We start from the raw sequence: 23106 nt of genomic DNA, 5'->3' as shown, positions 1-23106 counted from the left end.
GGGCGGGTGGGGCCAAGGGAGCCTTCCGCAAGGCCGGATATGTGCGATTTTTCACGAAAAGAAAAGGTCGCCCGACCACTTTTCCGGAGTTCGGGCGGTTCTTGTGCTTCTTGCCCGTAATGAACGGCGCAGGCTCGCTTTTCTGCCTGTTGCCACGCGCGCCCTGTTCAGGCTATCACAGCACAAGCCCGGCGTTTGGCCCGGCGAACCCCTGCCAGAACTCCTACACGGTGTCCGCATGAGCCTGACCAATCTTGATTCCCTGTTCAATCCCAAGTCAGTGGCGGTCATCGGTGCGGCCAACGACCCGGCCAACATCGGGCATCTGGTGATGAAGAACCTCATGGGCGGCGGCTTCACCGGGCCGGTGATGCCCGTGAGCTGCGAGGCCGAAGCCATCGCCGGGGTGCTGACCTACGCCTCTGTGGCCGACCTGCCCAAGACCCCGGATCTGGCCATCGTCTGCCGCCCCCTTACCGAGGCTCCGGCCATCATCGACGCCCTGCGTGTGCGTGGCACGCGCTCAGTGGCCCTCATGGGCCCTGGCTTCGCCCGGTTGGACGAAAAAAGCCGCCAGCGGCTGCGCGCGGAGATTCTGGAAGCGGCCCAGTCGCCAGATCTGCGCGTCCTTGGTCCCAAGAGCATGGGCATCATCGTGCCCTCGCTCAACCTGAACGCCAGCCTAGCCCACACCACCAGCCTGCCCGGCAAGACCGCCTTCCTGTCCCAATCCGACAGCCTGTTCACCACGGTTCTAGACTGGGCGGGTAGCCACGGCATCGGCTTTTCACACATGATTTCCCTGGGCGCGCAGCTGGACGTCACCTTTGCCGACATCCTGGACTATCTTGGGGCAGACCCGCTGGTGCGCTCCATCCTGCTCTACGTGGAGTCCATCCACGACGCTCGCGGCTTCGTGTCCGCAGCGCGCGCGGCCTCGCGCAACAAGCCTGTTCTTGCCCTGCGCCCCGGCCAGGCCCTGCATGCAGCCCTGGCCGAACTGGCGGCAGCCACGGGCGGCGGCGCGGAGATAGCCGCCAGCGCCTCCACCGACGAAGTCTACGATGTGGCCTTCCGTCGCGCAGGCATGCTGCGCGTGGGCAGCATCGACGGCCTGTTCGACGCGGCCCAGACCCTTTCCGGCGGGCGGCCCGTGCGCGGCGACCGCCTGGCCATTCTGGTCAACGGCGCTTCGGCGGGCATCATGGCGGCAGACGCCCTGCTCTCCGGCGGCGGGCGGCTGGCCCACTTCACCGATGACACCACCCTCGCCCTGGACAAACTTCTGGGCGGCGCCTGGGACGGCGGCAACCCGGTGGGGCTGCGCTTCGACGCCAAGGCTGCGGACTGGGTGGAGGCCCTCAAAATTCTGCTCACCGATCCAAGCGTGGACGCGGCCCTTTTGCTGCATGTGCCCTTTGCCGGGCTTTCCGAGGTTGAGGTGGCCCAGGCCGTTGCCCTGCAGGCCAAGAAGGCCAAGCGCATGGTGCTCACCTCCTGGATGGGCTCGGACTCGGCCCTCAAGGCGCGCGCCGTTTTCGCCGATGGCGGCGTGCCCACCTACGAGACGCCGGAACAGGCCGTGCGCGCCTTTCTGTACATGGTGCAGTTCCAGAAGAACCAGGAGCTGCTCATCCAGACCCCGGACTCCCTGCCCTCCGATTTCTTCCCCGACACCCAGACCGCGCGCGACGTGTGCGCCCGCGTGCTGGCCGAAGGCAGAAGCGCCCTCACCAGCGCCGAGGCCAAGGACGTGCTCACGGCTTACGGCATCCCCGTGGTGGAGACGCGCCACGTAACCAGCGCGCGGGAGGCGGTCATCGCCGCGGACCAGCTGGGCTACCCTGTGGCCGTGAAGCTCAAGAGCCCGCAGATAAGCCAGCCCCAGGAAGTGGGCGGCGTGGTGCTGGACCTGGAAGGCCCGGACAAGGTCTGGGAGGCCTGCGCCAGCATCCTGGCCCGCGTTTCGCGCCAAAGGCCCGACGCCTACATCGAGGGCTTCACTGTGCAGAAGATGGGACGCCGCGCCGGCGCCCACGAGCTGTTCGTCTCCGTGCACCTGGACCCGGTGTTCGGCCCGGTCATCACCTTCGGCCATGGCGGCGACGCCCGCGAAATGATCCGCGACCGCGCCGTGACCCTGCCCCCGCTGAACATGAGCCTGGCGCGAGAGCTGGTTTCGCGCACGCGCATCAGCGGGCTGTTGTCCGGCACGCCCCAGCACTCCGCAGCCGATGTGGACGACATCTGCCTGACCATCATCCAGATCGCCCAGCTGGTCATCGACGTGCCGCAGATCGTCGGGCTGGACATCAACCCGCTCTACGCCGACGAAATGGGCGTCCTGTCGCTGGGGGCGCGCATGAGCGTGGCCCAGGAGTCGCGCCTGGGCGCCGAGCGCTTGGCCATCCGCCCTTATCCCAAGGAGCTGGAGGAGCCCGCCACGCTCAAGGGCGGGCGCAAGGTCTCCCTGCGGCCCATCCGGCCCGAGGACGAGGCCGCCCACCGCGCCTTCATCCGCCAGCTTTCCGACGAAGACCTGCGCATGCGCTTTTTCGGCTCGGTGCGCCGGGATTTTGACCACAAGGATATGGCGCGCTTCACCCAGATTGATTATGATCGAGAAATGGCCTTCATCGCCAGCGGTACGACTGAGGGCGGCCTGCCCGAGACGCTCGGCGTGGTGCGCACGGCCACCAAACCGGACAACACCGACGCGGAGTTCGCCATCGTGGTGCGCTCCGACCAGAAGGGCACCGGGCTCGGCAGCCTGCTGTTCCGCAAGATGATTGATTACACACGGGGGCGAGGCACGCGCCACCTCTCCGGACAAACCTTGGTGGACAACAAGGCCATGCAGGGCTTGGCGCGCAAGTTCGGCTTCGAGATCAAGCTGAACCCCGACGAGGAGTTGGTGGACATGGTGTTGGATTTTACCAAACAGGCTGATCCGAACGGAATATGAACCGCCAGAAAGGAACTCGGGAGACGTTATGAAAACACTTTTCGCGGCGCGCATGGAGCGCTGCATCGGATGCCAGAGCTGCTCGCTGGCCTGCGCACGGCTGGTGCACAAGCGCCTGTCCTGGTACACCGCAGGCATCCGCGTGGGCTCCTCCGGCGGCATCTCCACCGGCTTTGAGGCCCGCGTCTGCCTGGCCTGCGATCCGCCTCCGTGCGCGGCGGTATGCCCCACGGGCTCCCTTTCGCCGCGCAAGAGCGACGGCGGCGTGAAGCAGGACCGCGGGCTATGCATCCGCTGCGGCAAATGCGTCAAGGCCTGCCCCATCGGAGTCATCGTGCAGGACGAGTTGGACAGCCCCTACATGTGCCTGCACTGCGGCCGTTGCGTGCCGTATTGCCCCCATGACTGCCTGGAGCTGGCCGAAAAAGGCGAAGCCAACTTCGTTCAGGAGGTGGCCGAATGATCCGCCCGCATTTCCGCGTCGTCATCGTCAACCTCACCACCCGCAAGACCCATGTGGAGAACGTCCCAGGCCGCGAGGTCTGGCTCGGCGGCTCCGGCCTGGGCGCGCTCTTGTTCGAGAAGTACGGCGACACCAGCGCCGCCTGGACCGATCCCAAGCAGCCGCTCATCTTCGCCATCGGCCCGCTGACGGGCTATTTCCCGCTCATGAGCAAGACCGTGTGCTCGTTCCTTTCGCCCTACCACGGCCAGTACACGGAGAGCCACGCGGGCGGGCGCAGCGCCCTGGCCCTGCGCTTCGCCGACATGGACGCCCTGGTCATCACCGGCAAAGCCAGTCGGCCCTGCGTGCTCTCGGTGGGCGCCAAACACATGGACATCAAGGACGCGCCCTTCCTGTGGGGCAAGGATGTGTTCACCACGGGCAAGATGGTGCGCAACATGCTGCCCGGCTCCGGCATGCGCAGCATCCTGCGCATCGGCCCGGCGGGCGAGACGGGCTGCGCCTACGCCTGCATCAACGTGGACACCTACCGCCACTTCGGCCGCATGGGCGCTGGCGCGGTCATGGGCGCAAAGAACCTCAAGGCCATCGCCATCCAGGGCGATTCTTCATTCTCGCTGCCCGAAGGCAAGGAGTACGCCAAGGTCTTCAAGGAGATCTACGAGCAGCTCACCGAAACCACAATGATGAGCAAGTACCACGACCTGGGCACCGCCGGGAACGTGGCCGCGCTCAATGAGCTGAAGTCCCTGCCCTGGCGCAACCTCCAGGCCACCACCGACCCCGGCATCGACGGCATCAGCGGCGAGCGTTTCGCCAAGGATATGCTGCTCAGGAACACCGCCTGCGCTGGCTGCCCTGTGGGCTGCATCCACATCGGCTACCTGCGCGAGAAATTCATGGCAGACAACCGCTACCTGTACCGGCAGGTGGCCTACGACTACGAGCCCATATTCTCCCTGGGGTCCATGCTCGGCATGACCGACGGGTTCGGCGTGCTGGGACTCATGGACGCTGTCGAGCGCGAAGGGCTGGACTGCATGAGCGGCGGCGTGGCCCTGGCCTGGGCCACCGAGGCCCTTGAAAAAGGGCACATCACAGAGGCCGAGACCCTGACGCCTCTGAAGTTCGGCGACGCAGCAGGCTACAAGACCGCCATCCACCACCTGGGCGTGGGCACCAACGAGTTCTACAAGCGCCTGGCCCAGGGCACCATGAAGGCCGCCCTGCACTATCGCGGCGAGGACTACGCCTGCGTGCTGGGACAGGAAATGGCAGGCTACGCCACGGGCGAGAGCTTCTTCGTGTCCGAGTCCTTAAGCTTCCGGCACTCGCACCTGGACTCCAGCGCCTACTCCGCCGACCAGAAGCCACAGGACAAGGACGCGCCCAAGATCGTGGCCGGGTTTGTGAAGGACGAGGCCAGCCGCATCGTGCTCACCAGCATGGTGGGCTGCCTGTTCGCGCGCGGCGTGTACTCCACCGAGCGCCTGCAACAGGCCCTCAGCTCCCTGGGCTATGCCGAAACAGATCTGGATGCCGCTGGCGGCGCAATCCAGCGCCTGCGCTGGCGGCTCAGGATGCGCTCCGGCTACGCGCCCATGCAGACCAAAATACCCAAGCGCTACAGCGAAGTCGTTACCTGGAAGGGAGCCATCGATACCGAGTTCATGGAGACCCTGCGCCAGACTTACGCTGCCAAGCTCATTGAACTGGGACAGGAAGAGAAAGAACAAGCGTAAATGCGAGAGAAGAGTTTTTCCGGGGGGGAATGATTCCCCCCCCCGGGCCCCCCTCAGGGCAAGCGAAAGGGCTTGGGTCGAGCAATGCTCGACCCAAGCCCTTTCGCTTGCAAAGGTGTCGGGATGGGAGCGTTTCCCTCGCCATCTCTACACTCCCCAAACGGGCGCTTCCCCTCAATCGGCCCGGCGCGGTTTTGCGGTGCGCAGCGCCGCGAAGCCGCGCCGGAGATTGACGGGGAGTCCGCGATGCCTCCCACGCCAGCCCTGCCCGCTGCCTTGGGCAGCGCCCTCGACGGGCGTCCCGCCCGGCGAGCCTGCGGATTCCAAAGGGCGCATGCCCTTTGGCGGGGTTAAGGGGCGGCGCCCCTGCTTCCCACTCACCAAGGCTGCCAGTTACTGGTCTTGCCTGCACGCGGTTCATCGGCGGTGAGAGCGTTTTCGAAGTGTTCGATGAGCGCGACCTTTCCGGCGCGGAACAGCACGGACACGAGGTCGAAGCGGCAAGGCCGATGCCAGAGGTCGTAGCGCGAGAGGTAGCTTTGGGCCGCACGTTGCAGGCGCGAGCGTTTTTGCGTTGTCAGGCCGTCTGCGGGGCTGGCCAGGGAGCCTTCAGCCCGCGTCTTCACTTCCACGAATACCAGAGTGTCCGCGTCCTCGCACACGAGGTCAAGCTCCAGACGTCCAAGAACCACGTTGCGCTTCAGGACGCGCAGCCCCTTGGCCTCCAGGTGGGTGGCGGCGGCGTCTTCGCCCAGGCGCCCTACTTCGAGGTGCCGGGCTTCAAAACGGCTGTCGTCGGGATTCCGGGCAGACATGACTGGCGCTCCTGTGCGGGGTTGGCGGCGGCAGGGCTGGCCGGGGCATCTGGCCGCACGCCGCGGAAGGTCATGCGGTGGATGGGCGAGGGGCCGAGAGCCTTGAGGGCGGCAAGATGTACAGCGGTGCCGTAACCTTTGTGCACGGCGAGTTCGTAGCCCGGGTGCAGGCGGTCGAGTATTGTCAGCAGGTGGTCGCGGAAGGTCTTGGCGAGAATGCTAGCGGCGGAGATGGCGGGCACCAGGGCATCGCCGCCGATGACCGTGCGCTGGGGCAGGCTGGCCTGAATGGCCTGGTTGCCGTCGATGAGCAGCAGGGCGGGCGCAAGGCGCAGGCGCGCCACGGCGCGCTCCATGCTGCGCAGGCTGGCTTGCAGGATGTTCACGCGGTCTATCTCGCGGGGCCAGGCAAGCCCCAAGGACCAGGCCAAGGCCTGGGAGCGGATGGCGCGGGCAAGGGCTTCGCGCCGCTGGGCGGTCAGGGTCTTGGAGTCGGTGAGTCCGGGCAGGTCGAAGCCTTGGGGCAGGATGCAGGCTGCGGAGACCACAGGCCCGGCCAGACAGCCGCGCCCGGCCTCATCCACCCCGGCGTGCAGACCTGCCTGAAGATGTGGGGGCAGGTCGAACAAAACGCTTTGCAGAACCGGAGCGGGGCGTTTGGCCATCATCGTCCCCTTTGGAAAAGGCGAAGCGTCCCCGGCAGGGCCATGGGGCTCCGCCGGGGACGATTGCGTCCTGCTATGGGACCGGGAGTGTTAGTCCCAGGCCTGACGGGACTTAACGCGGGCGGCCTTGCCGGCCAGGTTGCGCAGGTAGTAGATGCGCGCGCGGCGGACCTTGCCGTTGGCCACGATCTCGACCTTGTCGATGGACGGGGTGTGCAGGGGGAAGATGCGCTCCACGCCAACTCCATCGGAAACCTTGCGCACGGTGAAGGTGGCGTCGGTGGTGCCGCGGCTCACGCGGAGGACCACGCCCTGGAAGATCTGGATGCGCTCTTTGTCGCCCTCGATGATGCGGGTGTGAACCTTGACGGTGTCTCCCGCGCGGAAATCGGGGAGATCCATGCGCACGTGTTCGAGTTCGATTTTCTTCATGATGTCCATATGATGACTCCTTTTCTGGAAATACTGTCGTTATGCATTGCCCTGCGTCGCCCAGCAGCCTGTCCACCAGGATGGCGGCTGCGGCGCGCACCGGCAAATGGTTGTAGGCCGAAAATCCACGCACGGGCGAGACGATGGCGTCGGCCCGCGTAAGCACCTCCGGCGCCAAGCCGTGCCCCGTGCCGAGCACGAGAAGCACCGGAGTTTCCTTCAGCCAGCCGCGCACGGTGCAGGGCGGGGTGAAGGCGATCAAACGCTCCTTGCGTCCCCGCGCCGGACGATACCCGGCGCGTGCGCTGGTGGCCACAATCTTGGGAGCCAGGCCTGTCTGACTGGCCACCCAGTCCAGAGCCTCGTCCAGCCCGGCGACCATGCGCCCGAGCCGCAGGGCCTGAGCCCGGTCCGGGTTGGCCCGGCCGCCAGCGCCGTCGGTCCAATGGTCCAGAAGGCGCTGCCCCAGTTCCCGCTGATCGTCGAGGGGAGTGGCCAAAAGGACTCCACCCAATTCATAGGTGCGGGAAACGCGGCACATATCGTGTATATCGAGGTTTGTCAAAGAGACTGTGGACGTTTTTCCCGCTTTGTCGAGCACAGGATGATGCAGCAGACAGAGAAACAGGCTGCGGCCAAGGGCTGCCGGGCGTTCAAGTCCGCGCAAAAAATTCAGGTCCAATCCGTCCAGCGGAGCCTCTTCCAGCATGTCAGGCCTGCGTGCCAGAGTGCGCTTCAGGGAGGCCTCGCGGCGCCAGCGGTTGATTTTCTCGTGGGAACCGCCCCGCAAAGTTTCCGGCACTTCGCGTCCCTGGTAGACTTCGGGCCGGGTGTAATGCGGATATTCCAGAAGCCCGGCGGAGAAGCTCTCGTCGTCGCCGGACTCCTCCTTGCCCATGAAGCCGGGCAGCAGGCGCGCCACGGCCTCGATGAGGCACAGGGCGGCGGCCTCGCCGCCGTTCAGCACGGCCTCGCCCACGCAGATGGGCTCCAGGCCCTCGCTCTCAAGCAGGCGTTCGTCAATGCCTTCGTAGCGGCCACAAACCAGGGTCAGGGCGCTCTCCTTGGCAAGCTCCCGCGCCAGGGCCTGGGTCAGCGGACGCCCGGAGGGCGCGAGCACTATCCGGCGGCTCGGTTGCGCAACGCTCTTCAAGGCCGCGGCCAGGGGCTCGGGCGACATGACCATGCCCGGCCCGCCGCCGTAGGGGCGGTCGTCCACATGCTGATGGCGGCTCGTGGAGAAGTCACGCGGGTTCACCAGGTCGAAGTCCACCAGCCCGGCCTCACGCGCGCGGGCTATCTGCGCACAGTTGAGCGGGCCGGAGAAGAACTCCGGGAAGAGCGTGAGGATGGTGAAGCGCATGGTTACTTCCCCGACGCGTCTGAGTCGTCGGCATCGTCAAATACAGCGGAAACGTCGGGTCCGCCGGAAAATTCCGGCGCCTTGGCAGCGGCTGGGCCGTCAAGATACAATTCCAGCAGTCCCGGCGGCGGATCGATGTGGATGACCTGCGCATCGGCGTCCAGCCCCAGCAGGAACTCTGGCACGGCGGGGAACAGAATTTCCTTGCCGCCCTGGCTTTGCGGGGCGCGGATGACCCAGGTGAGCTGGCCCGGAGTGTCGAGGATGGCCTCGAACACGCCGACCAGGGTCTCGTCGGCCAAGAACACGCTGGAGCCCAGCAACCGGTGCAGGTACTCCTCCCCCTCATCCGGCGGCGGAAGGTCGGCCTCGGAAATGAGCACCTCGGCCCCGCGCAGGGCCTCGGCCGCGTTGCGGTCAACCACGCCTTCAAGGGTCAGGATGAGCCTGCCGTTGTGGTCGCGAGCGGTAAGCACCACATAGGGACGCGGCCTGCCTGCGCCAGGCCTGACAGCGCCGATTGCCTTGACCGGCTTGGCCGCGCCAGATGGCCCGCCCTTGCTCGGCCCCTTGGGGAGCGCAGCTGGCAGCACCAGAAACAACGTGCTGCCGGGCGCGAAAAGCAGCGGGGAGTCGGCATGGATGTCCATGCACAACTCCCCACGGATGCCGTGCGCCTTGGCCACACGGGCCACGGCGACCAGTCCGCGCCGGTCGGTACCCGCAGTGCCCGACATGGCGTTATTCTATGATCTCGAGCACAGCGCGCCGCTTGACCTTGGCCGAGGCCGCGCCCAAGAGGGTGCGCATGGCGCGTGCCGTGCGGCCCTGCTTGCCGATGACCTTGCCCAGGTCTTCTTTGGCGACCTTGAGTTCCAGCACAGCGGTCTGCTCGCCCTCGATCTCTGTGACCTTCACCTCGTCCGGGCTGTCCACAAGCGACTTGGCGATGTACTCGATCATGTCTCTGAGCATGGCGAAACCCCCATGTGAATAATGTGCGCGGGAGATATGCCGTTAACCCCTGCCGCGAAACTGGCCGTAGGTGCGGACTTAGGCGCTCTTCTTGTTCAGCAGCGAACGGACGGTGTCGCTCGGGATGGCACCCAGCTTGACCCACTTGTCGAAGTTCACCTGGTCGATGACGACTTCGGCGGGATCGGTCATGGGATTGTAATGGCCCAGGAACTCAAGGGGACGGCCATCGCGGCGGCTGGCGCGCTCGAGCACGACCAAACGGTAAAACGGACGCTTCTTGGAGCCCATGCGGGTCAGTCGGATTGTAAGAGCCATGTTGTCTTTCCCCCTAAATAGGTTGTTATTCGGTTTCAGTCCAAATGGCAAGCGGCTGCGCCGCAAGCCGGTTCCGGCGCGCCACGCGCCGCGGTCAATCAGCGCTTTTTGCGCTGCTTGTTCTGCTTCTTCTTCTTGCGTTCCGCCAGGGTCTTCTTCGAAAGCTGCTTCTTGCCTTCCCCGGTCATGCCCGGAGGCATTCCGCCGGGCATCTCCGGCATTCCGGGAATGGCCCCCATGCCCGGCATGCCCTGGGCCATGCCGTTCTGCATCATGTTCTGGGGAAGCTTGCCCTGCGGCTTGGTTCCCGGAGGGGTGTAACCCGCCGGCATTCCCGGGATCCTGGGCATCTTCGGCATCTGCGGGGCTTTGCCCCCGCCACCCAGCATCTGCTGCATCATCTTGTTCATCTGCTCGAAATTCTTGATGAGCGCGTTGACCTCGCCCACGGTCATTCCGCAGCCCTTGGCGATGCGCGCGCGCCGGCTCGGATTGATGATGGCGGGCTCGCGGCGCTCCTTCTTGGTCATGGAGTTGATGATCGCCTCGGCCTTGTCGATCTCCTTCTCCGGCACCTGCATGTCGCCCATCTTCTTGACCATGCCGCCCATGCCAGGAATGAGCTTGAGGATGCTCTCCAGGGACCCGATCTTGCGCATGCGGCGCATCTGGGTAAGAAAATCCTCCAGGTCGAACTTGGCCTGCTGCATCTTGGCGGCAAGTTTTTCAGCCTCGGCCACCTCCATGGTGTCCTGGGCCTTTTCGATGAGCGTCATGACGTCGCCCATTCCCAGGATGCGCTGGGCCGCGCGGTCCGGGTGGAAGGGCTCCAGGTCCGAGAGCTTCTCGCCGATGCCGACGAACTTCAGCGGTTTGCCGGTGACGCTCTTGATGGACAGGGCGGCGCCGCCGCGGGCATCGCCGTCCATCTTGGTCAGCACCACGCCGGTGACGCCCAAACGCTTGTCAAAAGCCTCGGCCACTGTGACGGCGTCCTGGCCGGTCATGGCGTCGGCGACAAAAAGAATTTCCGTGGGCTTGCAGCGGCTCTTTATGGCCGAGAGCTCCTCCATGAGGACTTCGTCCACGTGCAGGCGGCCTGCGGTGTCGAACAAAATGGCGTCGCAGCCTGCTGCCTGGGCCGCCTTCAAGGCGTCGGCGCAGATGTCCACGGGGTTCATGTCCGTGGTGCTGGGGTAGGCGGGAACGCCCAACTGCTTGGCCAGCACGTGCAGCTGCTCGATGGCCGCCGGGCGGTAGACGTCCGCCGGGACGAGATAGGGCTTCAGCTTGTGCTTGGCGCGCAGCAGGTTGGCCAGCTTGCTGGCCGTGGTGGTCTTGCCCGAGCCCTGCAGGCCCACCATCATGATGATGACGGGCTTCTGCTTCAGGTTCAGGCCGGTCTGGTCGCCGCCCAAAAGCTCCACCAGCTCGTCGTGGACGATCTTGACCACCTGCTGGCCGGGCGTCAGGCTCTTGAGCACGTCCGCGCCCAGGGCCTTGTCACGCACACGGTCAACAAAATCCTTCACGACCTTGAAATTGACGTCGGCTTCCAGCAAGGCCATGCGCACTTCGCGCAGGCCATCCTGGATGTTCTTTTCATCCAGGCGGGCCTGTCCGCGCAGGTTGCGGAAGGCTTCAGACAAGCGGTCAGTAAGGCTGTCGAACACGGGCACTACTCCAGGCAAAAACAATTCGCGCCGTCCGGGCCGCTTTCGCGGCACGGTACGGCCCGGCGCAAAAAGAGATTGTGTGTTACATAAGCGGTCAGGTCAAGTCAAGGCCCAGCAGGGGAGGCCCCCGCCTCAGCCTGCGACGGCGTCCACGCTGCCTGGCCCCTGTTCTTTGGCCAGGGCCAGAGCGCTTTTGGTGCGCCCGACAAAGAGCTCCGGCGTGTCCTCGACCTGGGCCTGCGCCACGCCGAGGCAGGCCGTGAGCGCCACGCCCTGGCGAAAGGGGTGCGTGGCGACCAGGGCGGCGAGCTTGTCGGCGAACCGCCGCCCCTGCTCCACGTCGATGCCAGAGGCCAGGATGAGGAACCGGCCGCTGCGCCAACGGAACACGAAATCGGACCGGCGCACATGCTGCTTGAGAACCTGGGCCAGGTCAAAGAGAACCTTGTCACCCGTTTCGTAGCCCTGTGCCTCGTTCACCTGGCGAAATCCGTCCACGTCGAGGAAAATGCCGCAAAAGCGTACGCCGTAACGGCGCAAGGATTCCAGCTCGCGCACGATGAGCTGGTCGAAGGCCGTGCGGTTCAGCACCCCGGTGAGGGCGTCGCGGTGGGTGTGCTGATCCAGGGCATGGGCCAGATGCTCCACCCTGATGGCTGCCTCGCGGTAGGGTCGAATAAGGGCAGTAAAGATCAGGACGGCCTGCCCGGCCAGGACCAGCAGACCCACGGCCAGGGCTGCGTAGCTTTCGCCCGCCAGAATCTTTGCGTGGTCCGGGTGGTCACGGAGCAGGGAGTAGGCCACAAGAAATTCGGCCACCAGAGCAACGGCCAAAACGGCCAGACTGCCAACGTACAGGAGGCTCGCGCCCCGCGCCTGCGGAACGCCGACCAGCGAGAGGTCTTCATCCTGCGGCATAGCCTGTCCCCTCCTTCGAATTTCCGGCAACAGCCGCCCTACTTGGCCACGGGCGGCTCGAAGGTGTAGCGCAGTTCACCCACCCCATTCTTCAGGCGCAGGTCGATATTGACGCTGTCCCAGGTCCAGCCGTAGCGGTCAGACACTTGGCGGCCGGGGCCGTAAAGCTCGATGAGGTGGTCCTTGATGAGAAAGAAGTTGCCCTCGCCCTCAAAGACGATGCCCGCGCCGGCAAAAACGCCCCTGGGGAAGTAATAGGCAACGGTGCGCACCTCGGCCTGGCCGAGACGCAGATGCTCGTCAGGCCGCTGGTAGGTGTTCGCAAGAGGGCGCGGCGTGGTCACGGGCACCAGCCCCAGATCGGCCTTGGCCTTGTCCAGCGGCGTGGCCCAAGGCAGATCGCGAAAAGCCGTGGGGGCGGGACGGGTGGCGTAGGTCATATCCGGGCGCACGGGCCGGGGAGAACGCCTGGGACGAGAAATGAAGGGCGGCGGAGCATCGCCTGAATCATTGGACTGCACCTGTGAAGCGGGCAGCGGCGGGGAGTCCGGCTGCGCCGCATGGCCCATCGGTGCGCTGAACCAAGTGGCCGCCAGGACGAGGGCGGTCAGGGCCGAAGCCGGGAAAAAACGCATGGAGCCTCCAGGGCGCAAGTTTGCACCTGTGCGACTCTCCCCCGTCTGCGCGTGGAAATCAAGGGGCTGGCCGTATTTTTATAAGTAGAAGGCCTGCGACTGCGCCCTGGCCAGGGCGAGCTCGCGCGTTTCCAGCACCAAGCGCCCCAGGCGCAGCAGACTGCGGCCGGAGCTGATATCCTCCAGCAGGCGCTTCTCACGCGAGAGGCGCAGCGTCACGCGGTAGGGAGCGGGGCTGAAGGGATCCGTTGCCTCATACACGCGGAACAGGTCCAAGGGCAGGGCGACCTGCGAGGTTTGGTGCTCAGTGATATGCGCGTTTGACATGGCGTCCTCCTGTCTGGACACGTGCACAAACCGCACCGGGTCAGAATTTCGTCGTGCCGACAAGATGTTTCGGTCTAGCCAAGCGAACTCACCGTCTCTTTTCGGCGCAAAAAAGCCCCCCGCGCCAAAGCGCAGGGGGCCGTGATGCGCAACTGCGAGGCTAAGCCTGGGGGCTCAGGCTCTGAATGACCCAGATCACGCGGCCAAGAGTGCGGGCGGCCATCTCGGCGGCGGGCACATGCAGGTCGGCATGGGACTTCTCCTCGGCGCGAAGGACGAACTGCCCGTCCTGGTAGAACACGCGGCGGATGAGCAGCCCCTGGTGGGGAAAATGCACGGCGCAGAGGTCGCCGTCAGGATGCTGGCGCTGTGACATGTCCACGCCCACAAAGGCGCCGCGCAGGATGAGCGGCTCCATGCCGGCGGCATCAACGCGAAGGACGGCGAGTTCAGGCCGGTAAAAGGACTCGGGGATGGACAGGTCCTCGGTGGGCAGGGGGGCCCAAACGGCGGGATCCGCGCTGCCGCCTGCCATTGTCGAAACCTGGACCACGCGGCCACGAGCATTGGCGCGTCCATAAGCGGCCGGAGTCTCGCGCAGCAGATTCTCCGCAGCGACAGCCCCGCGGCTGGCGTTCAGGTAGACAGGCTCCTGCCCATCGGAAAGCCAGTTGGGGTTTAGCCCGTGACTGCGATACAGCTTCAAAAACCAATCGGAAGGAACGGAGCAGCGCCGCTTGGCGTCAGAGATGCTCGACTGACGCACCTCAAGGACCTCAGCCAACTGCACCTGGGTCCGGGCGCCGGTGGCCTTTTTAATGCGCTCCATGGCCTCCTCAAACCAGCGTTCAAGGCGCTCGTCGCACTTTTTCTTCAACTTTGCCACTGCAATCCTCCGTATTGAAAATCCTGTATCAGTAAACTGAGTAAAGAAAAGCAACTATACAACATACGTTCTGCTGGTGCTTTTCACGAACTGAATATAGTTGGTCGGAAATGCTGCCGTCAAGGGGAAACACACCAACCACTGCGAAGAGGCGCCAAGCCCAGCAATGCGTTGTATTCATAATTCTTAACACACATGGTATGCACACTGAGGACGTTCCTTTTATATCAGGATGCGCTTCTGTCAATATGCAGTCACCAAAATTAAGTAGAATCCGTATACAATACCACACCTGGGTAGGTGATGATCTCATTAAGCAGCCGGTTCGGCCATCCACAGATTACAGAATATCCGTATTGCATCCCAGAGACACGCCCAACCTCCCGCCTTCCCTCCTGTAAGCAGCCGTGATAATGAACCCTTGAACCTGCGCACAGCAGGTCTATAATTCGCTGACCACAGCTTCGTGAACAGCGCCATACGCACCAGCGAGAGCTAAAATGGTTACAAAAGACTCCAGCATCTTCAGGGCATACGACATCCGAGGCATCGTTGGCCGCGACTTCGACGCTGATTGGGTGGAGCGTCTTGGACGCGCCTGCGGCGCATACTTCCTCTCCCTGGGCCACACCCGCGCAGTCGTAGGGCACGACTGCCGCCTCACCTCTCCGGAGTTCCAAGAGCGCCTGGTGCGCGGCCTTGCCGCAACCGGCGTGGATGTGCTGTTTCTGGACATGGTGCCGACGCCGGTCTGTTATTTCGCCATCCGTCACCTGGGGTACAAGGCCGGAGTGATGATCACAGCCAGCCACAACCCTTCAGAGTACAACGGCTTCAAGGTCTGGGCAGGCAAAAGCACCATCCATTCCGGGGAAATACAAAAGCTTGCGGCGTTGATGCAGCAGAACCAGTTCCCCGCAGGCAACGGCCTTGCCACCTACCACGACATCGCGCCGGCCTATCTGGAGACTGTTTCCGCCCTGGTGAAGCTTAAGCGCCGGGTGAAGGTGGTGCTCGACGGCGGCAACGGCGCAGCCGGGCTCATCGCCCGCGACCTGCTGACCCTTGCCGGGGCTGAAGTGATAGAGCTCTATTGCGATCCGGACGGCCGCTTCCCCAACCATCACCCAGACCCCGTGGACGAGAATAACCTGGGCGCGCTCAAGGCCAAGGTTCTGGAAACCGGCGCGGAAGCAGGCATCGGCCTGGACGGCGATGGCGACCGCATCGGCGTGGTGGACCAGAACGCCCAGGTCATCCATGGCGACAGGCTGTTGGCCATCTTCGCCCGGCAGGTGCTCGCGGAGAAGCCCGCGTCGGCCATCATCGGCGACGTGAAATGCTCGCACCTGCTCTTCCAGGACATCGCCAGACACGGCGGGCGGCCCATCATGTCCGCAACCGGGCACTCGCTCATAAAGGACCGGCTGCTTACCGAAAATGCGGCCCTGGCCGGAGAAATGAGCGGGCACATGTTCTTCGCCGACCGCTACTACGGCTTTGACGATGCGCCCTATGCAGCCCTGCGCTTGGTGGAGATTCTCTCCGGCGCGGACAGTCCGGTGTCGCAATTCCTTGAAGACTGGCCAGCCACTTTCGTCACGCCGGAGCTACGCGTTGACTGCCCGGAACACATCAAATTCGCAGTTGCCGACAAGGCCCGCGACGAGTTCGCCAAAGCCTACACCCTTGAGGGCGACGACGGCGCGCGCCTTGTGTTCCCGGATGGCTGGGCCCTTGTGCGCGCCTCCAACACCCAGCCCGCGCTTGTGCTGCGTTTCGAAGCCGAAAGCGCGGAGCGCCTGGCAGAGCTTCGCAGCCTCGTGGAGGTCCCCCTGGCCCGCTGGATCGCCGAAATGACCTGACGCTTCTTCCCCAACCACGCCTGCAAGCCCCGTCGGAACCCCCTGGCGGGGCTTTTTTTGTGCGCACCCTGTGCCTTGGACTCTTACAATACAAGAGTGTCGCCAACAGTGTAGCTGCATGCCCCACAACTTTGACGCGGGCTTGCACGGAAGAACCACCGCCATCACAGCGGCCTGAGGTGAGGCACGCCATGTCCGACGGCACCTTCTTCCCACGACTCGCCAGACGGCAAGCGAATGAAACCGCCGCCACTTTGATGTTGACATTCAATTTCAATCAGTGCATTCAACGACTGCGCGCCAGAACGATCCCATAGGCGGCAAAGGAGAGTGTCAATGTATACGGAAAACCCAGGGGCATGCGGACTATCCGCCAGCGCGGACCCGCACCTTTCGAAAATAACGGCGAAGCCTGGGGGCTGCGGCTGCTCCGGAGCGTGCGGAGGGCTGGGAGCCTGCGCCACGAACACCGCCCACGAAATGGCCGAGAGTCTGGGCCGGGCCGTTGACGCACGGGACAGGAGACTGTTCCAGCACTCCGCAGTGGTCGCGGACCTCGCAAGCCTGCTGGCCCAAGCCCATGGCCTCACGCCGCGCCAGACGGACCTGGTGCACATGGCCGGGCACCTGCATGACGTGGGCAAGATCGGCATTCCGGACTCCATACTGTTGAAGCCCGGTCCGCTCACTCCTGCCGAATGGGAGATAATGCGCCGCCACCCCCAAATGGGCGCGGAAATTTTGCGCCCGGTGAAGGTCTTCTGCGGCAGGCCCGGCGTATGCGAGATGGTTCTTGCGCACCATGAGCGCTGGAACGGGTCAGGGTACCCTTACGGCCTGCGCGGCAAGGACATTCCTCTGGGCGCGCGCATCCTGGCCGTGGCCGACGCGCTCTCCGCAATGACCGAGGAGCGGCCCTACCGCAAGAGCCTGACCGTGGAGGAGGCCATTGAGGAAGTCGAGCGCGGCGCGGGCACACATTTCGACCCTTGCGTGGTGCGCGACCTGCTGGCCCTTCGCGGGCCGCTGGAAAGCCTGCTGAAGAGCGCAACAATCGAGCCCTGCCAACTGGCTGCGACAAACGGCATCCCCTGCCCCGCAGTGTGCATGGGCCCGGCCACTCGCACCTAGCCGGGAGCCAGCCAGAGGGCCATAATTTTCCGCCCACACCTCCACTCCTTCCGCCCACACTCCCCCTCCCAACGCAGAGGCGGCCCGGACGATGAACATCCGGGCCGCCTCAAGCCGCGTCTGGTGGGGGGGGCTAGTTCACCGGCGTTTTTGAACGCATGACCAGCTTCTGGGCTCCGATGCCTGCGAGCTTTTCCTTGAGAGCGCGGGTGTCTGTGGGCGTTCCCTGGAAAAAAACCACCACGCGGTGCCAGGCCTTGCCATCAGCAGCGCCGGTCTCAATGTCGCCCTTGAGCCCAAGGCTCTTCACCCGCTTGAGATACGTCTTGGCGGCTTCGGCGTCAGGGAAGGTTGCCGCCTGGTAGGCGTAGTCGTAGCGCTGGGTGTCAGGGTCGGGCTTCTGCTCGGGCTTCTTCTCCTCGAGCTTGGCAACCTTCTTGTCAGCGAGCTTCGCCGCAGCCTTGTCGCCCGCCTTGGCGTCCTTCTTCTCTGCGGGCTTGTCGCTGGGCTTGGGGTCTTTCTTTTCGTCCTTTTTCGCCGGGACGGCCTTGTGGTCCGAATCGATGGGGCGGGTCGGGGACGGCCCCTCGTGCTTCTTGCCTAGCTGCTCACTATAGCCCAGCTCCTCTGCCTTGAGCACTTCCGGCGGCGGGGCGGCTCGGTTCAGGCTCTCCCTGGGCATTATGCCCGCCACCACAGGCACTGCGGTTTCCGGCCTGTGGCCGCGGCCAACCAGCACCCCAAGCACAAAGAACAGACAAAGCGACAAGGTGAGGCCTGTGATGAGCACAGCCATGCCGCCAAATCCCAGGGTAAAGCTGTACTGCCTGCTGGCGCTATTGGGGTCTTTTAACCTGATGGGCGCATTCATCTGCCGGGACTCCTTGAAAGTTCTGCTGCGTCTGCAATCAGGCCCATATTCAACCCTGCGCGGGGGAAGAGGCCAACGCCGCGTCCTCGCTCACCTGGTCCATGCGCTCCGGCGCGCTGACGCCCAAGAGCTCCAGCCCGGCCGCCAGGGTGACGGCCACGCAGGACAGGAGCAGCAGGCGGGCCGAGGCCACATCCGGCCCGGCGGAAAGCACGTGATGCTGCGAATAATATTTATGTAAAGCTGCGGCAAGCTCAGACAGGTAGTTGCTCACCATATGCGGGGCCAGAGTCTCCGCCGCTGCGGCCACGATGTCTGGGAAGCGCTCCATGAGACGGCACAGCTCCAGATCTTCCGGGGTGTTCAGATGCTCACAGCCAGCCGACCCCGGCGCAGCGGGGAGAATGCCCGCATCGCGCGCCTTGGCCAGCATGGAGTGCACCCGGGCGTGGGCGTACTGCACGTAGTAAACAGGATTGTCCATGCTCTTGCGGCGCACCAGCTCCAGGTCGAACTCCAGGGGCGAATCACTCTTGCGTGAAAGGAACAGGAAGCGCGCGGCATCGGCCCCGACGTAAGAAACCACGTCGGAGAGGGTCTCGAACTTGCCAGCGCGTGTGCTCATGGCCACCTGCTCGCCATCCTTCAAGAGGCTCACCAACTGCACCAGGATCACGGTGAGCGCGCCTTGGCGGCCCAGCGCCGTCACCGCGCCCTGCATGCGCGGCACATAGCCGTGGTGGTCCGCGCCCCAGATGTCGATGACGCGGTCAAAGCCGCGCTTGAACTTGTCGTGGTGGTAGGCGATGTCCGAGGCGAAGTACGTGAGCTCCCCCGAAGACTTGCGCAGCACGCGGTCCTTGTCGTCGCCGAATTCCGTGGTCTTGAACCACAGGGCCCCGTCCTGCTCGAAGGCCAGCCCGCGCGCGGTCAAATCGTCGAAGGTTTCCTTGATGCGCCCGGCGTCCACCAGGCTTTTCTCGGAAAACCACACGTCATGGCCCACACGAAAGTCCGTCAGGTCCTTCTTGATGCCCGCAAGGATCTCGTCCACAGCCTCGGTGAAACAAAGGTCGATTGCCTGTGATTCCGGCATGCTGAGAATGTCTGGATATTGTGTGTGAACACGCCCCGCGATATCCTTGATGTAATCGCCTCGATAGAAATCCTCTAGATCGGGAATTTCCTGCCCGGCAAGCTGGCGCAGGCGCAACCACACGGAATCGCCCAGGATGCGCATCTGCCTGCCCGCGTCGTTGATGTAGTACTCGCAGGAAACCTCGTGCCCGGTCTTGCGCAGCAGGCGCGCCAGACTGTCGCCCAGGGCCGCGCCCCGCCCATGGCCGATATGCAGCGGGCCCGTTGGATTGGCGGAAACATACTCCACCTGGACCTTTTGCCCGCGCCCCGGACTGGACGCGCCATAGGACGCGCCCGCAACGCTCACGTCGTCCAAAATGGTGTGCCAGAAGCTCTGGGCAAAGGTGACGTTGAGAAAGCCAGGGCCGGCCACCTCAATGCGCTCGAAGTGCGAGGACTGGCCGCGCAGATCCGCCGCCAGGGCCTCGGCAAGATCGCGGGGCTTCTGCTTGGCCGCACCGGCCAGCAGCATGGCCACGTTGGCGGAGTAGTCGCCGAATTTGCGTTCGCGTGGCGGCTCGATGAGCGTCTTTTCAGGCCAGGACAGGTCCAGGCGGGTCAGTGCGGCCCGCAGGGCATCCTCAAAATATTGCTTGGCTTTCATGGGTTCCCCTTCAAAAAAACTGCATCTGCCTACCAGATTTCCCGCCAGGAGCAAAGCCCCGCAGGGCCGCAGCTCCCGCTGGGCAGCAGCTACGCCGACGGCGATCTCCTGCCCCGGCAGGCGGGATTGTTCGCGCTGCGCTCAGCCCGCCGCGCGTAAGGCCAGGTCGGGCTCGTCCCACAGGCGCACGGCCAGGCCCAAGGCGTTGTACTCGCGCTCCAGAACGTTCTTCTGCCCCAGGGCCTCGCCCTGCAACCGCCGCGGGATGCTCAGCACCTGGGCGGATTCCGGCAGCTCCGGCAGTCTGCTGCGGATGAAATCAAGCAGGGCGCGGCTGCGAACGAGCTGTCCCAAAGCCGGATGCCTGGGCCCGGCCAGCACGGCCAGCCCCTCCTGCTCCACAAGGCCAAGGCGCGCCAGGGGCACCCCGGCAGACCATAGCGTGAGCAGAGCCGGGGCCAGTGCAGCCACCGCAGCATCAAGAGACCAGGGCTCGAAGCTTCCGGCGCGCCAAAGCTCGGCCAGGGGCGTGCCCTCGAGCACCAGGCAGGGATACAGGCGCGCCAGTTGGGGCCGCAGGCTTGCTGCGCAGGCAACATCAGCCTGGAACATATCCGGCGTTTGGCCGGGCAGGCCGGGCATGAGCTGGATGCCCAGATCAAGGCCTGCCGCGAGCACGGTTTCGCAGCCCAGGCGCGCCGTGGCGCCGTTGTACCCGCGCAGGCTGGCCGAAAGCGCCGCGTCGTCAAAGCTCTGCACGCCCAGCTCCACCAGGGACAGGCCCAGGCTTTTCAGCTCCGCCAGTTGGATCGCATCCACCGCGTCCGGCCTGGTTGAGCAGCGCACGCGGCTTATTCGCCCCGAGTCCAGAAAACGCCCGGCCAGCTCGATGAATCGCCGGGGCCAGGGCTCCGGCAGGGCGGTGAAGGTGCCGCCGTAAAAGGCTATCTCCTGGGGATGTGCGTCCGCAGTCTCCTCAAGCTGGGTCTCCAGCCGGGCGAAGATGGCTTCGAGGGGTTCCTGGGCCTGGCCTGTCTGCGCTGCCTGGTCGCAGAAGATGCAGCGCCGCGGGCACCCGGCAAAGGGCAGAAACACCGGCAGCACGGGGAATCGCAGAACCTTTGGCGGCTCCGGGTGCGGAAAACGCAGGAGGATGCGCCCCAGAGGGGGCGAGAGAGTCACGGAACGGCTCATACGGCAGGAGAGGCCGCACCGGACGAGGTGTCGGAAACCAGCCGCCCGTCGGCGATCTTGATGATGCGGCCTGCTTGCGCGGCCACGGCCTCGTCATGGGTCACCAGCACGATGCTGGTGCCTGTCTGGTTCACCTGGGCGAACAGGCGCATGATCTCCGCGCTGGTGGCGCTGTCCAGCTGGCCCGTGGGCTCGTCGGCCAGGATGAGCCGGGGTTTGTTCAGCAGAGCGCGGGCCATGGCCACGCGCTGCTGCTGTCCGCCGGAAAGGTTGGCGGGCTTGAAATTCACGCGGTCGGCCAAGCCCACTCTGCCCAAAAGCTCAAGCCCGCGTGAGCGCAGCTCGGCCTGGGAAAGATCGGAATACATGCCCGGCAGCATGACGTTCTCAAGGGCCGTGGCGTAGGGCACCAGGTAGAAGCTTTGGAACACGAAGCCCAGCACCGTGTTGCGCAGGCGCGAAAGCTCGTCGTCCGGCAAGCCGGAGACATCACGCCCCAGCAGCCGGTAGGCGCCGCTGGTGGGCGAATCAAGGAGCCCCATGAGATGCAGCAGGGTGCTCTTGCCGGAGCCGGACGTGCCCTGCAGGGCCACGAACTCCCCCGCGCGGATGGTCAGGTCGATGCCGGAAAGGACTTCAACGCCGCCGTCTACGCCGTGATCCCCCGCGCCATTGCCACCCCCGTGTGAACCCCCTTCTGCCTGGGCCGCCTGCGGAACGCCCTTGACCGCATCGGCCTTTGCGCCGCGCCGGAACAGCCGGGCCAGCATGCCCGGCCCCTGGTTCGGGGCCAGCACCTGGCGGAAGACCTTGCGGATGCCGGTCAGCTCCACCACGGGCTCGCCCAGCGGAAGTCCTTGCTGCAAAGCCGAGGTCATCAGCCGCCCTTCTTGCCGCCGCCCGAGCCGCCAGAGCCGTTACTCCCGGCAGGCTTCACGGCGGGCTTTTCCTCACCCTTCTTGGCCTCGGCAGGCTTTTGCTGCCCAGCCAGCACTATCTGCGTGGCCACCTCGTCGCCCTCGGCAAGGCCTTCCAGCACCTCGCTGCGCTCCAGGCCCGGCAGACCGAGCTTGGGCTCCACGCGGCGCACGCCGTCCGGCTGCGACTTGTCCACCACGAACACGGTCTGCTTGCCCGCCACCCACTTAAGGGCCTGATTGGGCACTGAGAGCACGTCCTTGCGCGTGTCCACCACGATGCGGCACTGGGTGGTCATTTCTGGCCGCAGGGAAAGGGCCTGGTCGCGGTCCACGGTGACAAGCGCCTTGTAGTACACGATGTTGTCGCGGATCTCCGGGTCCGGGTACACGCGGTCAACCAGCCCGCTGAAAGTCTTGTCCGGCTGGGAGTCCACGCGGAACTCCACGGGCAGGCCCGGCCGCACGCGGCCCACGTCGGTCTCGTCCACGTAGATCCACATCTCAAGCCGCGTGGGGTCGAGCACTGTGACGAGGTTCGCCACCTGCAGGCCGGCCACGATGGTTTCGCCCTCCTGGGCCGTCACCTGGGAGACCACGCCGTCGATGGGGCTGACGATCTTGGTGTAGGAAATGCGCACGTCGAGGGTCGCCAGCACGGCCCGGGCCGCTCCGCCCTCGGCCTTGGCCACCTTGTGGTTCTGCACGGCCTCGTCCAGCACGCTCTGAGCTTGCAGACCCTGCTTGGTCAGGGTCTCGTACCGGGGCAGGGTGAGGCCCGCGAACTGAGCCTTGGCCTCAGCCAGCTTGACCCGCGCCTCGGCCTCCTCGCGCTGGGCGAGAAGCTCGCGGGCGTCGATCTCAGCCACCACCTGGCCTTTTTTCACCGCATCGCCCACGCGGACGTACACGCGGGAAATGGTGCCCGTGGCCCGCGCCCCGATCTTCACGCTGGCGCCCACCTGGGCCTTGATGATGCCCGTGGCCTCAAGCACGCGGCTCACCGTGTCCTTCTGCACCTGCGCCGTGGCCAGCACCTTGGTCTCTGCGGCGGCCCGGCTCTTTTGGACGAAATAATAGCCTCCGCCAGCCAGCAGCAGGGCGCCCAGGGCATAAAACAGGAGTTTCTTCCGCGTCATGGTGTGTATTTGCGCCTCATGCGTCCGCGCAGCCAAGGAAGTCCCTTGGGCAAGCGCGCCGA

General features: G+C 64.9%; 21 protein-coding genes and 1 pseudogene. 5 read left to right on the top strand and 17 right to left on the bottom strand.

Features of this window, described 5'->3' with window-relative positions:
• The first annotated feature begins 238 nt into the window (after positions 1–238).
• From Q8O35_RS05805 to Q8O35_RS05795, 3 genes are read left to right on the top strand one after another with little or no spacing between them, the layout of a single operon-like run.
• A complete protein-coding gene (locus tag Q8O35_RS05805) occupies positions 239–2965 on the top strand; it encodes a bifunctional acetate--CoA ligase family protein/GNAT family N-acetyltransferase (protein ID WP_305571584.1) in 2727 nt (908 codons plus the stop codon).
• Between the two features lie 28 nt (positions 2966–2993).
• Positions 2994–3428, top strand: coding sequence for a 4Fe-4S binding protein (locus tag Q8O35_RS05800; RefSeq protein ID WP_305571582.1), 435 nt, complete (start codon positions 2994–2996; stop codon positions 3426–3428).
• On the top strand, positions 3425–5173 hold the full coding sequence (locus Q8O35_RS05795) for an aldehyde ferredoxin oxidoreductase N-terminal domain-containing protein (RefSeq protein WP_305571580.1): 1749 nt from the start codon (positions 3425–3427) through the stop codon (positions 5171–5173). The genes Q8O35_RS05800 and Q8O35_RS05795 overlap by 4 nt, the downstream gene beginning before the upstream one ends.
• Positions 5174–5550: 377 nt before the next feature.
• On the opposite strand, the gene Q8O35_RS05790 is transcribed toward Q8O35_RS05795, so the two are convergent.
• The 12 genes and pseudogenes from Q8O35_RS05790 to Q8O35_RS05735 form a co-directional block, all read right to left on the bottom strand.
• A complete protein-coding gene (locus Q8O35_RS05790; protein WP_305571579.1) occupies positions 5551–5988 on the bottom strand; it encodes a YraN family protein in 438 nt (145 codons plus the stop codon).
• Positions 5934–6653, bottom strand: a complete 720-nt coding sequence (locus tag Q8O35_RS05785) for a ribonuclease HII (RefSeq protein ID WP_371133100.1) — start codon at positions 6651–6653, stop codon at positions 5934–5936. Before Q8O35_RS05785 ends, Q8O35_RS05790 begins: the two co-directional genes overlap by 55 nt.
• A 90-nt stretch (positions 6654–6743) precedes the next feature.
• Positions 6744–7094: a 50S ribosomal protein L19 gene (gene rplS / locus Q8O35_RS05780; protein WP_305571576.1), complete on the bottom strand. Its 351-nt coding sequence runs from the start codon at positions 7092–7094 to the stop codon at positions 6744–6746.
• 46 nt (positions 7095–7140) lie between these two features.
• A pseudogene (gene trmD / locus Q8O35_RS05775) lies at positions 7141–8448 on the bottom strand (tRNA (guanosine(37)-N1)-methyltransferase TrmD); the annotation flags it as partial.
• Positions 8449–8450: 2 nt separating this feature from the next.
• Positions 8451–9185 (bottom strand): ribosome maturation factor RimM, encoded by a 735-nt coding sequence (rimM, locus tag Q8O35_RS05770; protein ID WP_305571574.1) that lies wholly within the window; start codon positions 9183–9185, stop codon positions 8451–8453.
• A 4-nt stretch (positions 9186–9189) separates the two neighbouring features.
• The gene (locus Q8O35_RS05765; protein ID WP_305571572.1) at positions 9190–9423 is read right to left on the bottom strand and encodes a KH domain-containing protein; all 234 of its coding nucleotides are present in this window, start codon (positions 9421–9423) and stop codon (positions 9190–9192) included.
• Between the two features lie 78 nt (positions 9424–9501).
• Entirely contained in the window at positions 9502–9741 is a 240-nt protein-coding gene (gene rpsP / locus Q8O35_RS05760) for a 30S ribosomal protein S16 (protein ID WP_305571570.1), read from the bottom strand.
• Positions 9742–9839: 98 nt separating this feature from the next.
• On the bottom strand, positions 9840–11414 hold the full coding sequence (gene ffh, locus Q8O35_RS05755; protein ID WP_305571613.1) for a signal recognition particle protein: 1575 nt from the start codon (positions 11412–11414) through the stop codon (positions 9840–9842).
• A gap of 135 nt (positions 11415–11549) precedes the next feature.
• Entirely contained in the window at positions 11550–12335 is a 786-nt protein-coding gene (locus Q8O35_RS05750) for a GGDEF domain-containing protein (protein ID WP_305571568.1), read from the bottom strand.
• Positions 12336–12373: 38 nt separating this feature from the next.
• Entirely contained in the window at positions 12374–12970 is a 597-nt protein-coding gene (locus tag Q8O35_RS05745) for a hypothetical protein (protein WP_305571566.1), read from the bottom strand.
• Positions 12971–13048: 78 nt separating this feature from the next.
• On the bottom strand, positions 13049–13297 hold the full coding sequence (locus Q8O35_RS05740; protein ID WP_305571564.1) for a hypothetical protein: 249 nt from the start codon (positions 13295–13297) through the stop codon (positions 13049–13051).
• A 160-nt stretch (positions 13298–13457) separates the two neighbouring features.
• Positions 13458–14183, bottom strand: coding sequence for a helix-turn-helix domain-containing protein (locus tag Q8O35_RS05735; RefSeq protein ID WP_305571562.1), 726 nt, complete (start codon positions 14181–14183; stop codon positions 13458–13460).
• Positions 14184–14683: 500 nt separating this feature from the next.
• Between Q8O35_RS05735 and Q8O35_RS05730 the strand changes: the two genes are divergently transcribed.
• Entirely contained in the window at positions 14684–16048 is a 1365-nt protein-coding gene (locus tag Q8O35_RS05730) for a phosphomannomutase/phosphoglucomutase (RefSeq protein WP_305571560.1), read from the top strand.
• A 336-nt stretch (positions 16049–16384) separates the two neighbouring features.
• Entirely contained in the window at positions 16385–17179 is a 795-nt protein-coding gene (locus Q8O35_RS05725) for an HD-GYP domain-containing protein (RefSeq protein WP_305571558.1), read from the top strand.
• Between the two features lie 133 nt (positions 17180–17312).
• On the opposite strand, the gene Q8O35_RS05720 is transcribed toward Q8O35_RS05725, so the two are convergent.
• From Q8O35_RS05720 to Q8O35_RS05700, 5 genes are all read right to left on the bottom strand, one after another.
• Entirely contained in the window at positions 17313–18050 is a 738-nt protein-coding gene (locus tag Q8O35_RS05720; RefSeq protein WP_305571556.1) for an SPOR domain-containing protein, read from the bottom strand.
• Positions 18051–18099: 49 nt separating this feature from the next.
• Entirely contained in the window at positions 18100–19794 is a 1695-nt protein-coding gene (argS, locus tag Q8O35_RS05715) for an arginine--tRNA ligase (RefSeq protein WP_305571554.1), read from the bottom strand.
• A 141-nt stretch (positions 19795–19935) separates the two neighbouring features.
• Complete coding sequence (locus Q8O35_RS05710) at positions 19936–20988, bottom strand: elongator complex protein 3 (RefSeq protein ID WP_305571552.1); 1053 nt, start codon at positions 20986–20988, stop codon at positions 19936–19938.
• Positions 20985–21866: an ABC transporter ATP-binding protein gene (locus tag Q8O35_RS05705; RefSeq protein ID WP_305571550.1), complete on the bottom strand. Its 882-nt coding sequence runs from the start codon at positions 21864–21866 to the stop codon at positions 20985–20987. Before Q8O35_RS05705 ends, Q8O35_RS05710 begins: the two co-directional genes overlap by 4 nt.
• Positions 21866–23044: an efflux RND transporter periplasmic adaptor subunit gene (locus tag Q8O35_RS05700; RefSeq protein WP_305571548.1), complete on the bottom strand. Its 1179-nt coding sequence runs from the start codon at positions 23042–23044 to the stop codon at positions 21866–21868. Before Q8O35_RS05700 ends, Q8O35_RS05705 begins: the two co-directional genes overlap by 1 nt.
• Between the last annotated feature and the right edge of the window lie 62 nt (positions 23045–23106).

This window comes from Humidesulfovibrio sp. (assembly GCF_030689645.1).
Taxonomy (GTDB): Bacteria; Desulfobacterota; Desulfovibrionia; order Desulfovibrionales; family Desulfovibrionaceae; genus Humidesulfovibrio.
This window is presented reverse-complemented; position numbering and strand designations above follow the sequence as displayed.